The sequence below is a fragment of the Mycobacterium sp. 1245801.1 genome, from assembly GCF_001673055.1.
Classification (GTDB): Bacteria; Actinomycetota; Actinomycetes; order Mycobacteriales; family Mycobacteriaceae; genus Mycobacterium; species Mycobacterium europaeum_A.
This window is the reverse complement of sequence record NZ_LZKY01000339.1, coordinates 1-13,474: the sequence shown is the minus strand read 5'-3', so window position 1 is coordinate 13,474 and position 13,474 is coordinate 1. Positions and strand designations below refer to the sequence as shown.

14 protein-coding genes and 1 pseudogene are annotated in these 13,474 nt (G+C 68.1%); 11 read left to right on the top strand and 4 right to left on the bottom strand.

Features of this window, described 5'->3' with window-relative positions; genetic code table 11:
• The 6 genes and pseudogenes from A5622_RS21200 to A5622_RS21175 form a co-directional block, all read left to right on the top strand.
• Positions 1-442: pseudogene (locus A5622_RS21200) on the top strand (mammalian cell entry protein); the annotation flags it as partial.
• The gene (locus A5622_RS21195) at positions 442-1,881 is read left to right on the top strand and encodes a virulence factor Mce family protein (protein ID WP_156748981.1); all 1,440 of its coding nucleotides are present in this window, start codon (positions 442-444) and stop codon (positions 1,879-1,881) included. The pseudogene A5622_RS21200 and the gene A5622_RS21195, both read left to right, overlap by 1 nt.
• Entirely contained in the window at positions 1,878-3,032 is a 1,155-nt protein-coding gene (locus tag A5622_RS21190) for a virulence factor Mce family protein (RefSeq protein WP_066881026.1), read from the top strand. The genes A5622_RS21195 and A5622_RS21190 overlap by 4 nt, the downstream gene beginning before the upstream one ends.
• Positions 3,033-3,045: 13 nt before the next feature.
• Positions 3,046-4,773 carry a virulence factor Mce family protein gene (locus A5622_RS21185; RefSeq protein WP_066881024.1) on the top strand — a complete coding sequence of 576 codons (1,728 nt, stop codon included), beginning with the start codon at positions 3,046-3,048 and terminating at the stop codon, positions 4,771-4,773.
• Entirely contained in the window at positions 4,773-5,480 is a 708-nt protein-coding gene (locus A5622_RS21180; RefSeq protein ID WP_066866224.1) for a mammalian cell entry protein, read from the top strand. Before A5622_RS21185 ends, A5622_RS21180 begins: the two co-directional genes overlap by 1 nt.
• On the top strand, positions 5,480-5,971 hold the full coding sequence (locus A5622_RS21175) for a mammalian cell entry protein (protein ID WP_066881022.1): 492 nt from the start codon (positions 5,480-5,482) through the stop codon (positions 5,969-5,971). The genes A5622_RS21180 and A5622_RS21175 overlap by 1 nt, the downstream gene beginning before the upstream one ends.
• A 22-nt stretch (positions 5,972-5,993) precedes the next feature.
• Here A5622_RS21175 and A5622_RS21170 read toward each other — a convergent pair whose 3' ends face one another.
• From A5622_RS21170 to A5622_RS29335, 3 genes are all read right to left on the bottom strand, one after another.
• Positions 5,994-6,572 (bottom strand): hypothetical protein, encoded by a 579-nt coding sequence (locus A5622_RS21170; protein ID WP_066866221.1) that lies wholly within the window; start codon positions 6,570-6,572, stop codon positions 5,994-5,996.
• An 85-nt stretch (positions 6,573-6,657) separates the two neighbouring features.
• A complete protein-coding gene (locus A5622_RS21165; protein ID WP_066866219.1) occupies positions 6,658-8,139 on the bottom strand; it encodes a trehalose-6-phosphate synthase in 1,482 nt (493 codons plus the stop codon).
• Positions 8,140-8,304, bottom strand: a complete 165-nt coding sequence (locus A5622_RS29335; protein WP_112632220.1) for a hypothetical protein — start codon at positions 8,302-8,304, stop codon at positions 8,140-8,142.
• Positions 8,305-8,438: 134 nt separating this feature from the next.
• Here A5622_RS29335 and A5622_RS21160 point away from each other — a divergent pair, with 134 nt between their 5' ends.
• The 5 genes from A5622_RS21160 (at position 8,439) to A5622_RS21140 (ending at position 12,726) form a co-directional block, all read left to right on the top strand.
• Complete coding sequence (locus A5622_RS21160) at positions 8,439-9,149, top strand: phosphate ABC transporter ATP-binding protein (RefSeq protein WP_066881028.1); 711 nt, start codon at positions 8,439-8,441, stop codon at positions 9,147-9,149.
• Entirely contained in the window at positions 9,149-9,937 is a 789-nt protein-coding gene (gene fetB / locus A5622_RS21155) for an iron export ABC transporter permease subunit FetB (RefSeq protein ID WP_066881020.1), read from the top strand. The genes A5622_RS21160 and fetB overlap by 1 nt, the downstream gene beginning before the upstream one ends.
• Positions 9,938-10,046: 109 nt before the next feature.
• Positions 10,047-10,982 (top strand): enoyl-CoA hydratase, encoded by a 936-nt coding sequence (locus tag A5622_RS21150; RefSeq protein ID WP_066866215.1) that lies wholly within the window; start codon positions 10,047-10,049, stop codon positions 10,980-10,982.
• Between the two features lie 101 nt (positions 10,983-11,083).
• Entirely contained in the window at positions 11,084-11,920 is an 837-nt protein-coding gene (locus tag A5622_RS21145) for an SDR family oxidoreductase (RefSeq protein ID WP_066881019.1), read from the top strand.
• Between the two features lie 14 nt (positions 11,921-11,934).
• Positions 11,935-12,726, top strand: coding sequence for an SDR family NAD(P)-dependent oxidoreductase (locus A5622_RS21140; RefSeq protein ID WP_066881017.1), 792 nt, complete (start codon positions 11,935-11,937; stop codon positions 12,724-12,726).
• Positions 12,727-12,897: 171 nt separating this feature from the next.
• Here the strand turns inward: A5622_RS21140 and A5622_RS21135 are convergent.
• The coding region (locus tag A5622_RS21135) for a LytR C-terminal domain-containing protein (protein ID WP_197508067.1) at positions 12,898-13,474 on the bottom strand (577 nt) is incomplete at its 5' end.

Below are 13,474 nucleotides of genomic sequence, written 5' to 3'. Positions count from 1 at the left end.
CCAGCGCGCCGAGCAGGTCAACAAGCTGGTCGACGACGGCAACGAGTTGTTCGCCGCCCTCGACGAACGCCGTGACTCCCTCGCCCAGCTGATCTCGGGGATCCAGGACCTCTCGACGCAGATTTCCGGTTTCGTCGCCGACAACCGCAAGGAGTTCGGTCCCGCGCTGGGCAAGCTCAACGACGTGCTGTCCAACCTCAACGAGCGCCGCGACTACATCACCGAGGCGCTCAAGCGGTTGCCGACTTACGCCACCGAGCTGGGTGAGGTCGTCGGTTCGGGTCCCGGATTCAACGTCAACGTCTACGGCGTGATCCCGGCGCCACTGCTCGCCACCATGTTCGACTTCTTCTACCAGCCCGGCAAGATGCCTGCCAGCCTCGCCGACTACCTGCGCGGCCTGATTCAGGAACGCTGGACGATCAGGCCGAAAGCGCCGTGATGCAGCGGATCATCCGTAGCCGGGGGCTGCGCTACGCCACCATCATCGCGCTGGTCGCGGTGCTGGTGGGTGGCGTGTATGTGCTGTCGTCGCAGGAGAAGAACCGTAAGATCATCGGCTACTTCACCTCTGCCGTCGGCCTGTATCCCGGCGATCAGGTGCGCATCCTCGGTGTCCCGGTCGGGACCATCGACACGATCGAGCCGCGGCCCTCCGACGTCAAGATCACCATGGCCGTCTCCAAGGACGTGAAGGTCCCCAAGGACGCCAAGGCGATCATCATGTCGCCAAACCTGGTGGCCGCCAGGTTCATTCAGTTGACGCCGGCGTACACCGGCGGGGCCGAGATGGCCGATGGCGCCAGCATCGGCCTGGGCCGCACCGCCGTCCCGGTGGAATGGGACGAGGTCAAGGAGTCGCTGACCCAGCTGGCCGTCCAGCTCGGTCCGACGGCCGGATCCCTGCAAGGACCGTTGGGCTCGGCGATCAACCAGGCCGCGGACACCTTCGACGGCAAGGGCCAGTCGTTCCACAACGCCCTGCGCGAGCTCTCGCAAGCCGCTGGGCGCCTTGGGGATTCGCGCGGCGACATCTTCGGCACGGTGAAAAACCTGCAGGTGCTCGTCAACGCGCTCTCGTCCAGTAACGAGCAGATCGTTCAGTTCGCCGGCAACGTCGCCTCGGTGTCTCAGGTGCTCGCCGACAGCTCGCGCCACCTCGACACCACCCTGGGCACTTTGAACAAGGCGCTGTCGGACATCCGGGGCTTCCTGCACGAGAACAACTCCACGATCGTCGATACGGTCAACAACCTCAACGATTTCGCGAAGACGTTGAGCGACCAGAGTGACAACATCGAGCAGGTGTTGCACGTGGCGGGCCCGGGTATCGCCAACTTCTACAACATCTACGACCCCGCGCAGGGCACCCTCAACGGCCTGCTGTCGATACCGGAATTCGCCAACCCCGTGCAGTTCATCTGCGGTGGCTCCTTCGAGACCGCCGCCGGGCCCAGGGCGCCCGACTACTTCAAGCGCGCCGAGCTCTGCCGTGAGCGGCTCGGTCCGGTGCTGCGCCGGCTCACCGTGAACTACCCGCCGCTGATGTTCCACCCGCTCAACACGATTACGGCGTACAAGGGCCAGATCATCTACGACACCCCCGAAACCCAGGCCAAGTCGGCGACGCCGGTGCCGCAGCTGACCTGGATTCCGGCCAAGGGCACCCAGACGCCGCCGGACGCCCAGAACCCGGCGGACCTGCAGGCCCTGCTGGTCCCGACGGCCCCGCAGGCCGCTCCCGCGCCGGGCCAGCCGGCGCCGCCCGGTGCCGCTCCAGCTCCTGGCCCCGCCGCCGGAAGCGCCTTCGGTCCGCTGCCGGGCCCGCCTCCGGGCCAGGCGCCCAACGGTCCGGCGGCCGGCTTGGGTGGTGGCGGATGAACCGGATGTGGTTGCGCGCAGGCGGATTGGCGACGGGCAGCGTGCTGCTGGCCGGCTGCCAATTCAGCGGGCTGAACTCGCTGGCGATGCCGGGCACCGCCGGCCACGGCAGCGGCGCCTATTCGATCACCGTCGAGCTGCCCGACGTGGCGACCCTGCCGCAGAACTCTCCGGTCATGGTGGACGACGTCACCGTCGGCAGCGTCGCCGGCATCGCGGCCGAACAGCGGGCCGACGGATCGTTCTATGCCGCAGTCAAATTGGCGCTGGACAAAAACGTGGTGCTGCCCGCAAACTCGACCGCGACGGTCGCCCAGACGTCGCTGCTCGGTTCGATGCACATCGACTTGGCGCGTCCCAAGGACAAGCCGGCCGTTGGCAAGCTCAAGGACGGGTCGAAGATCGCGGAGGCCAACACCGGCCGCTATCCCACCACCGAAGAGGTGCTCTCGGCGCTGGGCGTGGTGGTGAACAAGGGCAACGTCGGTGCGCTGGAAGAGATCACCGACGAGACCTACCGGGCCGTCGCCGGCCGGCAGGACCAGTTCGTCGACCTGGTCCCCAGGCTCGCGGAACTGACCTCGGGGCTCAACCGCCAGGTCAACGACATCATCGAAGCGGTCGACGGGTTGAACCGATTCTCGGCCAACCTGGCGCACGATAAGGACAACCTGGGCCGGGCGCTCGACACGCTGCCCGAGGCCATTCGCGTGCTCAACAAGAACCGCGATCACATCGTCGAGGCGTTTAGCGCGCTGCACAAACTGGCGAACGTCACCTCCCACATCCTGGCTAAGACCAAGGTGGACTTCGCCGCCGACATGAAGGACCTGTACTCGGTCGTCAAGGCGCTCAACGACAACCGGAAAAACCTGGTCACCTCGCTGCAGATCCTGCTGACGTTCCCGTTCCCCAACTACGGCATCAAGCAGGCCGTGCGCGGTGACTACCTCAACGTGTTCACCACCTTCGACCTCACCCTGCGCCGGCTGGGCGAAACGTTCTTCACCACGGCGTATTTCGACCCGAACATGGCCCACATGAACGAGATCCTCAATCCGCCCGACTTCTTGACCGGCGAACTGGCCAACCTGTCCGGACAGGCCGCCGACCCGTTCAAGATTCCGCCCGGCACGGCTTCGGGACACTAGGGGGCGGGCGCAGATGCACGACAGACTGACCAAGATCCAGCTGGTGATTTTCGCGGTGATCACCGTCATCACCTTGACCGTGATGGCGATCTTCTACCTGCGGTTGCCCGCGACGTTCGGCATCGGAACCTACGGAGTGAGCGCCGATTTCGTTGCCGGGGGCGGCCTGTACAAGAACGCCAACGTCACCTACCGCGGCGTGGCCGTCGGCCGGGTCGAGTCGGTGGGGCTGAGCCCCAACGGCGTCATCGCCGACATGCGGCTGAACAGCGGGACCGCCATCCCGTCGAACGTCACCGCGACCGTCAAAAGTGTGTCCGCCGTGGGCGAGCAGTACATCGACCTGGTGCCGCCCAGTTCACCGGCATTGAGCAAGCTGGTCAACGGTTCTCGCATCGAGCGCAAGAACACCCGGATCGGCCAGGACGTCGCCGACCTGCTGAAGCGCTCCGAGACCTTGGTCAACAGCCTGGGCGATACCCGGTTGCGTGAGCTGCTGCACGAGACGTTCGTCGCCGCCAACGGATCGGGTCCCGAGATGGCCCGGCTGTTCGAGTCCGCCAGGCTGCTGGTGGACGAGGCCAACGCAAACTATCCGCAAGTCTCGCAGTTGATCGACCAGGCCGGCCCGTTCCTGCAGGCGCAGATCCGCGCCGGCGCGGACATCAAGTCGCTGTCCGACGGGCTGGCGCGGTTCACCTCCGAGGTGCGTCAGGCCGACCCGCAGTTGCGCGACACGCTGGCGACCGCCCCCGGCGCCACCGACGAGGCGAGCACCGCGTTCTCCGGCATCCGTCCCTCTTTCCCGGCGCTGGCCGCCAGCCTGGCCAACCTGGGCCGGGTGGGCGTGATCTACCACAAGTCGATCGAGCAGCTGCTGGTGGTCCTGCCGGCGCTGTTCGCCGCGATCATCACGATGGCGGGTGGTCCCCCCATCGACGAGGGTGGAAAGCTGGACTTCAAGCTCGACCTCAACGACCCGCCGCCATGCGCTGTCGGCTTCCTGCCGCCGCCGTTGATGCGCACCCCGGCCGACGAGACGGTGCGCGAGCTGCCGAAGGACATGTACTGCAAGACCGCGCAAAACGATCCCAGCACCGTGCGTGGCGCCCGCAACTACCCGTGCCAGGAATTCCCCGGCAAACGCGCACCGACCATCCAGCTCTGTCGCGACCCGAAGGGCTACGTGCCGATCGGCCGCAACCCGTGGCGCGGTCCGCCGGTGCCCTACGACACCCCGGTGACCAACGGGCTGAACGTGTTGCCGCCCAACAAGTTCCCGTACATCCCGCCGGGCGCTGAGCCCGATCCGGGAACACCCCTCGTCGGGCCGCCGCCGCCGGGTGTGGTGCCCGGCCCGGGTCCGTTGCCCAACAAGCAGCCGGCCTTCGCTCCGCCGCCGCCCAACGACAACGGGCCGCCACCGCCGTTCACGTCCTGGCAGCCGCCCGGGGTGCCGCCGGTGCCGCCGCAGCTTCCGTACCCGAAGTGGCTGCCCCCGCCGCCCGCGCCGGAGGGCATCAGCCCGCCGCCGGCGGGCCCGGGACCGGAGAAGCCGTGGGGGCCGCCGCCCGGTGGGCAACCCCAGGCCAGCGGGCCGCCGGCATACGCGACCTACGACGAGAAGACCGGCGCGTTTGTCGATCCGGCCGGTGGCACTGGTATCTTCGCGGCCGGCGCCACCGGTACCTCCGGCGCCGAGAACTGGGTGGACCTCATGCTTGATCCAAGGCCGATGTAATGGACACTGCCGTGGCAGACGAACAAACGAACAAACCACGGGTGCGCCGTCGGGCCTCCCGCGCGGCGGGTCCGGCCAAGGGTGATTCGGCCCAGGACGTCACGGTCCACACCGACGTTGCGCCCGCGGCGAAGCCGACGCCCAAACCCGTCAAGGCCCTCAAGTCCATCAAGCCGCCACCGCGCCGGCAGCCGCACCGTGCCCTGGTGGCGTGGATCTCGTTCGCGGCCGCACTGCTGGCGGTCGGTGTGCTGGCCGGTTGTGTGGCGGCGCTGCTCGTTTCGCAGCGCCACGCCACCACGGCGCAGGCGCGCGATCAGCGTTTCGTCGACACCGCCACGCAGACGGTGGTCAACATGTTCAGCTACAAGCAGGACAACATCGACGAAAGCGTGAACCGGTTCATCAACGGCACCAGCGGCCCGCTGCGCGGCATGCTCGGCGCCAACAACAACGCCGAAAACCTCAAGGCGCTCTTCCGCTCCACCAATGCGACATCGGAAGCCGTCGTCAACGGGGCCGCACTGGAAGGCGTTGACGCCGTTACCAATAACGCGTCGGTGCTGGTGTCGGTGCGCGTCACGGTCGCCGACATCGACGGCGTCAACAAGCCGTCCATGCCCTACCGCCTGCGTGTCATCGTCCACGAAGACGACGCCGGCAAGATGAGCGGCTACGACCTGAAGTATCCCGACGGAGGCAATTGATGCGATGGCGGCGTTGGCTGCTGGTCGTCGCGGGTTACCTCCTGGCCGCGGCGTTCGTCGGGTTGTCCGCGGTGGCCGGCTGGATGTACTGGGACAGGGTGCAGACGCGCGGCGAGCAGGCGGCGCGGGCGGTGTTGCCCGGCCTGGCGGCCAAGGAGATTCCGGAGGTCTTCGCCTACGACTACCAGACGGTCGAACGGAGCCTGTCGGCGGCGTATCCGCTGCTGACCCCGGACTATCGCGCGGAGTTCCAGAAGAGCGCCAACAACCAGATCATCCCCGAGGCCAAGAAGCGCGAAGTGGTGGTGCAGGCCAATGTCGTTGGCGTGGGGGTGATGTCGGCCAAACGGGAATCGGCATCGGTGATGGTCTTCATGAACCGCACCGTGACCGACAAGTCACGCCAGCCGCTGTATGACGGCAGCCGGCTGCGGGTGGACTTCAAAAAGGTCGGCAAGCAGTGGCTGATCGCCTACATCACGCCGATCTAGCCCTGCCGGCAACCGGTCAACGTCAGTAGCACATCGCAATGCCGTTGCAGTACAACGGGTAACGCTGCACCGGGCTGGGCGGCGGTCCGATCAGCGACAGCGAGAACGGTTGCTTCTTCATCTCCGGCTCCATGCCGCACACGGGTCCGTGCATGGTGGTGTGGGTGCCGCTCATCGTTTCGTCGCTGAAGGCGAAGGTTTCGGTGGACGGCGCGGTGCCGCCGCCGGGGCAGGACACGCCGTTGTCCTTGGTGACTTGGAAAGTCCACAACATGCTCGACATTCGGGCGCGGCCGCTGAAGTTCTGCAGCTTGTCCGCCGCGCTGATCTTCTCATCGGTAAAGCTCACGACGTTGAGCGCGCACTGCATCGCGAACACGATCGGATCGGAGTAGTCGTTCATGTTGCGGGTGCCGGACGGCTGATCGCATATCGCCGTGACAGTCCATGTAACCCCGGACACGCCAGCCTCGTTGAACGAATAGTTGCCGTCCGCCGGTGGTCCGAGCGCCTTGGCCGGTTCACCGGACTGCAGCGCGATTCCCACCGCGACCGCCGTGAAGATACCGGCACCGGCCGCCATTCCGTGACGGAGCTTCATGTGATGCCCCTCCTTCGCGTGCGACCCTCGCACCTGAGTATCACAGCGTTCGGGCGGCAACACCATGGGGTCTTGCGGATGCGCCCTAATCGGCGCCGCCGGGCCGGGATTCGGCGAGCGCATCGAGGAACGACCGCGCCCACCGGTCGACGTCATGAGCCAGCACCTGGCGGCGCAGTGACCGCATCCGGCGGCGTCCCTCTTCGTCGGATTGGTGGAGCGCGGCCTCGATCGAATCCTTCACGCCCTCGAGGTCGTGCGGATTGACCAGATACGCCTGGCGCAATTCGGCGGCGGCACCGGTGAATTCGGAGAGCACGAGCGCGCCGCCGAGATCGCTGCGGCAGGCGACATACTCCTTGGCGACCAGGTTCATCCCGTCGCGCAGCGGGGTGACCAGCATGACGTCGGCGGCCACGAAGAACGCGATGAGTTCGTCGCGCGGGACCGGCCGGTGCAGGTAGTGCACCACGGGGTGCCCGACTTCGCCGTACTCGCCGTTGATGTGGCCGACCTGACGCTCGATGTCGTTGCGCAACTGCTGGTAGCTGTCCACCCGTTCGCGGCTCGGTGTCGCCAGCTGGACCAGCACGGTGTCGTCGCGCTTGGCGCGGCCCTCCGCGAGCAGCTCCGAAAAGGCTTTCAGGCGAACGTCGATGCCCTTGGTGTAGTCGAGCCGGTCGACGCCCAGCAGCACCTTGCGCGGGTTGCCCAGCTCGGCCCGGAGCTCCCGGGCGCGGCGCTTGATGTCGCGGTGGCGGGCCGCCTGGTCCAGCGCGGTGGAGTCGATGGAGATGGGGAAGGCGCCCACCCGAACGACGCGGGAGTCCAGTTCCACCTCGCCGTAGCGCGACCGGACCCCCACCGCCCCGCGCGAGGTGTTGGCCCCGATCAGCCGCCGGGCCAAGAACAGGAAGTTCTGCGCGCCGCCGGCCAGATGGAACCCGACCAGGTCGGCGCCGAGCAGGCCCTCGACAATCTCGGTCCGCCACGGCATCTGCATGAACAGCTCGACCGGCGGGAAGGGGATGTGCAGGAAGAAACCGATGATCAGGTCGGGCCGCAGTTCGCGCAGCATCTTCGGCACCAGCTGCAGCTGGTAGTCCTGCACCCAGACCGTCGCGCCTTTTGCCGCGGCACGGGAGGTGGCTTCGGCGAAGCGGCGATTGACGTCGACGTAGCGCTCCCACCATTCGCGGTGGTACATCGGTTTGACGATGACGTCGTGATACAGCGGCCACAGCGTGGCGTTCGAGAAACCCTCGTAGTATTCGGCGACGTCGGCCGCGCTCAGCCTGACCGGCCGGAGCTCCAGATCTTCCTGGACGATCGGTTCGTCATCGTGGTCGGTGTCCTCGTCGACGATCCCGGCCCAGCCGACCCACGCCCCACGCCGGCGGCGCAGCAGCGGCTCGAGCGCGGTGACCAATCCTCCGGGGCTGCGTTTCCACGCCGTGGTGCCGTCGGGAAGCCGCTCCTGGTCCACCGGCAACCGGTTGGCGACTACGACGAAGTCGGAGTTGCCGTACTTGGCCGCCGTTGCGCTTCGCCCACCCCCGGGAGACATTTATGCGTCGAGTTTCGAAGGCCCAATACCCAGCATGGACAGGAACACCCGGCACTCGTCGGCGTCGGTGGCGTACGCCGCGACGACCCGCCTGGCCTGGCTGGCGGTGCTGTCGGCCACAGGTTCCACGTCGCCGATTTCGCCAGGATCAGATTTAGTAGGCATGACTTAACTGTAGGCGACGCCGCTGACCGGTCGCAGCCCGTCTCACCAGCTAACGGGCTCTGACGGCGTTTACGGCCGGTTCGCAGGTGTTCGCCGCGCCGCTCGCGAAGACGCGATGGACGGCGGCCGCGGTGATGCAGGATAAGCGGGTGGTCGATCAGGACGCCGATAACGACGTGATGTTCGAGTTCCTCGACGTCGTCGTCGAACGCCAGGGCGTGCGCGCCCTGGACGGGCTGACCGCCGCCATCCCGGCGCACGGCGTGACGGCCGTGTTCGGCCCGTCCGGCTCGGGCAAATCGACGCTGCTGCGGTTGTGCAACCGGCTGGAGCTGCCGACGAGCGGGCGGGCGTCGTTCTACGGCTCGAACATCGCCGCGCTCGACCCGCTGTGGCTGCGGCGCCGGGTGGGCATGTGCTTCCAGCGTCCGACGCCGTTTCCCGGCACCGTCGCCGACAACCTGCGCGCGGCCGATCCGGACGCGCCCGATGCGCGGATGCGCGAGACGCTGGCCCGGGTCGCGTTGAGCGGATCGTGGCTGGACCGCGACGTGGCCGGGCTCTCGGGTGGGGAGGCGCAACGCGTGTGTCTGGCCCGCACCTTGATGGCCGCACCGCAGGTGCTGCTGCTGGACGAACCGACCTCCGCCGTCGACACGGAGGCGGCCGAGGTCATCGAGCGCGCGGTGCGTGAGTTGGCCGCCGACGGCACCCCGGCCCTGTGGGTCACCCACAACGCGGTGCAGGTGGCCAGGGCCGCCGACCGGGTCCTGCGCCTGGAGTCCGGCCGCAGCCAGGGGCTGGGCCCGGTCGCCTCCCGCCCGGGCGACGGCTCGGTGGCGTGATGAACGGCCAAGTCGGCTGGCTGGGCCTGGCGACGTCGCTGATCCTGGTGGCGTTCGCGGCCGGGATCTCGCTGTGGCGGCGGTTGGGGCTGGAGCGGCAACTGCTGTGGGCCGCGGTGCGCGCGCTGGTGCAGTTGCTGCTCGTGGGCGGTGCGCTCACGCTGCTGTTCGAGCCGGGCAGGTCGCTGTGGTGGTCGTGGGCGTGGGTCGCCGGGATGGTGGCGTACGCCGGGGATGTCGCGCGCCGTAGGGCGCCGGAGGTGCCGCGGTTCGCGCCGCTGGCCGTGGCCGCGTTCGCCGGCGCGGCGGTGGTGACGCTGGGGGTGATCTTCGGCCTGCGGGTGTTCCCGTTGCAGGGGCGGACCCTGGTCCCGGTCGCCGGGATGATGATCGGCAACTCGATGACCGCCATGGTGCTGGTGGCGCGGCGGCTCGTCGACGAGTTGCGCGACAAACGCGACGAGGTCGAGGCCCGCCTGGCGCTGGGCCAGCCCTGCGGGCAGGCCGCGTCGCCGTACCTGCGAATCGCCTTGCGCTCGGCGATATCTCCGCAGATCGAGACCACCAAAGCCACCGGCCTGGTGTTCCTGCCGGGCGCCATGACCGGCCTCATTCTGGCCGGGGTGCCGCCGTTGCAGGCGGTGCTGGTGCAGGCCGTGGTGATGTTCTTGATCCTGGGCTCGGTCGCGGCCACCACGGTGGTCGTCGGGATGGGCATCGTGCGGCTGGTGTTCACCCGCGACCACCGGCTGCTGCCGCTGGCGCGGCGGCCCGAGAGCGCCCGATGAGAACCATGCTCTGCGGCGCCCGCCACCCCATCACCCCAGCGCGGGCCCGGTTACACACTGGCCGTAATCTGTAAACAAGGCCAATTCAACGACGAACGAGGTGGGCTCAATGACAGTCTCCGAGCAAGCCGACGCCGGGGCGGCCGACGCCAACGTCCCGGAGCTGGTGGCCTACGAAACCCTCGATGAGGGCCGCATCGCCCGGATCTGGCTGAACCGGCCCGATGCCCACAACGCGCAGAGTCGCGGCCTGCTGGTCCAGCTCGACGAGGCGTTCGGCCGCGCCGAGGCCGACGACACGGTTCGCGTGGTGATCCTGGCGGCCCGGGGCAGGAACTTCTCCGCCGGCCACGACCTGGGTTCCGAGCAGGCACTGGCCGAGCGCGCGCCGGGGCCGGGGCAGCACCCGAGCTTCCGCTCGCGCGGGGCCACCCTCGAGCCGATCATGGAGAAGCTGTACCACCAGGAGTGGCACTATTTCTTCGAAAACACTTGCCGCTGGCGGGATCTGCGAAAGATCACCATCGCCCAGGTTCAGGGCAACGCGATCTCGGCCGGTTTGATGCTGATCTGGGCGTGCGATCTGATCGTCGCGGCCGACAACGCGAAGTTCAGCGACGTCGTCGCTGTCCGGCTGGGTATGCCTGGTGTCGAATATTACGCCCACCCTTGGGAGTTCGGCCCGCGCAAGGCCAAAGAGCTGCTGCTGACCGGTGATTCGATCGACGCGGACGAGGCACACCGGCTGGGCATGGTCTCGAAGGTCTTCCCGGTCGACGAATTAGAGGAAAAAACACTGGCTTTCGCGCGACGCATCGCCGAGCGGCCCACGATGGCGTCGTTGCTCATCAAGGATTCGGTCAATGCCGCCTCCGACGCGATGGGCTACACCGAGGCGCTGCGGCACGCGTTCCACGTGCACCTGTTGGGGCATGCCCACTGGGCGGCGTTCAACGAGAACCGGTGGCCGGTTGGTCAACCGCCGCACGTCGAGGATTGGCGTGACGCGAAGCCGACGAAGGTGGCCCGCCGCGATACGCCGTAGCGTCGCGCCGCCGAGCCGTAACGAGACCGGGGGTAGCGATATTCACCCCGAGGGGACATGCTTCTATAGCTAGAACCTGTTCCAGTTCGAGAGGGCCTCGCGTGCAGCTATCTTTCCAAGACCGGACGTATCTGATCACCGGCGGCGGCAGCGGAATCGGCAAGGGCGTGGCCGCAGGCCTGGTTTCGGCCGGGGCCTCCGTGATGATCGTCGGCCGCAACCCGGACCGGCTGGCGGGCGCCGTCGAGGAAATCGAGCCGCTGGCCGTCGACGGCGGCGCCATCCGCTACGAGCCCACCGACGTCACCAACGAGGACGAGGTGGCCCGCGCGGTCGACGCCGCCACGGCGTGGCACGGCCGGCTGCACGGGGCGGTGCACTGCGCCGGTGGCTCGCTGACCGTCGGGCCGATCACCCACACCGACTCCGAGGCGTGGCGAAACACCGTCGACCTCAACATCAACGGCACCATGTACGTGCTCAAGCACGTCGGGCGCGAATTGGTGCGCGGTGGCGGCGGCTCGTTCATCGGGATCTCCTCGATCGCGGCCAGCAACACCCACCGCTGGTTCGGGCCCTACGGGGTCACCAAGTCGGCCATCGACCACATGATGATGCTGGCCGCCGACGAACTCGGAGAGTCGTGGGTGCGGGTCAACAGCATCCGCCCCGGCCTGATCCGCACCGATCTTGTTGACGCAAGCGTGATTCAGTCGCCGGAGATCAGCGCGGACTACGCGCTGTGCACGCCGCTGCCGCGGGTGGGCGAGGTCGAAGACGTCGCCAACCTGGCGATGTTCCTGCTCAGCGACGCGGCCGCCTGGATCACCGGCCAGTGCATCAACGTCGACGGCGGCCACATCTTGCGCCGCGGCCCCGACTACTCCTCGATGATGGTGCAGATGTTCGGCCAGGACGCGCTGCGCGGAGTGGTCTGAGCCGGGAGAATCGCATGAAAAGGCTTGAGGGCAAGAGGATCCTGGTGACCGGCGCCGCGTCGGGCATCGGGCAGGCCACCGCGCTGCGCTTGCTGGACGAGGGCGCCGCCGTCGTGGCCTCCGACGTCGCCGCCGACGGCCTGGACAACACCCGGGCGCGGGCCGACGAGGCCGGCACCGCCGACCGGCTGACCACCCTGCCGATGGACGTGGCCAGCGAGGAGTCCGTGATCGACGGGGTGCGCGTGGCCGTCGAGCAGCTGGGTGGCCTCGACTCGCTCGTCAACGCCGCGGGCATCCTGCGGGCCGCGCACACCCACGAAACCAGCCTCGAGCTGTGGAATCGGATCATCGGCGTGAACCTGACCGGGACCTTCCTGGTGGTCCGCGAAGCGCTGCCGTCCCTGCTGGCCCACTCCCGCAGCGCGGTCGTCAACTTCAGCTCCACGTCGGCCTCGTTCGCCCACCCCTACATGGCCGCCTACGCCGCGAGCAAGGGCGGCATCCAGGCCTTCACCCACTCGCTGGCGCTGGAATACGCGCGCGACGGCCTGCGCGCGGTGTGCGTGGCGCCGGGCAGCATCAAGTCCGGGATCACCGACGCCACCGGCGGATATATCCCCAAAGACGCTGACTGGTCGCTGTTTTCGAGGCTGATGCCGGTGTTGCCCACCTCCGTCGAATCCAGCGGCACCGGGATGGCCGAGCCCACCGCCGTCGCCGGGGTGATCGCCATGCTGGTGTCCGACGACGGCGCGTTCATCACCGGCACCGAGATCCGCATCGATGGCGGCACGCATGCGTGATGGCGGCGACCCGCCGCGCCCGGCTCCGCCGCGCTTGCGATCACCGCGCTGCGTGATGGCGGCGACCCGCCGCGCCCGGCTGCGCCGCGCTTGCGATCACCGCGCCGCGTGATGGCGGCGACTCGCCGCGCCCGGCTCCGCCGCGCTTGCGATCACCGCGCAGCGTGATGGCTAGTTGACGCAGGGCACGCCGCCGCCATCGATCGGCTTGCCCTGATCGGGCGTCGGGTAGGTCGTGGTCGTGCCGTTGTAGTAGTAGCTCTTGGCCTTGGTCGACGTGGTGCTCGAGCTGGTGCTCGTCGTGTCGTCCATCTGCGTCTCGTCGGGGGTGGGCATCGTGAAATTGGTGTCCACGGTCAGGCGGATGTGTCCGGGCTGCACCCTGGGGCTGGGCTGCTTCGGCGCGTCCACGCCGAGCAGGTTGGCCAGGTTGAGCGCATCGGTTTGCGCGCCGGCGCCGTACTCGACCGTCGTGGAGGTCGGGTCGCCGGATTCGCGGTCGCGGACCTGACCCGGGGTGTAGCCCTTCTTTTTCAGCGCGCGGGATACCTCGGTGGCCAGACCGCTCATGCTGCCGGCGTTGACCACGTCGACGACCGTGGACGGATCCGGCTTCACGGCGGTGGTGCTCGGCGCGGTCGACGTCGTATCGGCCCCGATCGCCGCCGCCACCTCCGCCTTGATCGCCGCCGGGTCGACGATGTTGACGTCCTGGCCGTCGATGTTGTCGTAACGCACCACCGGCAGC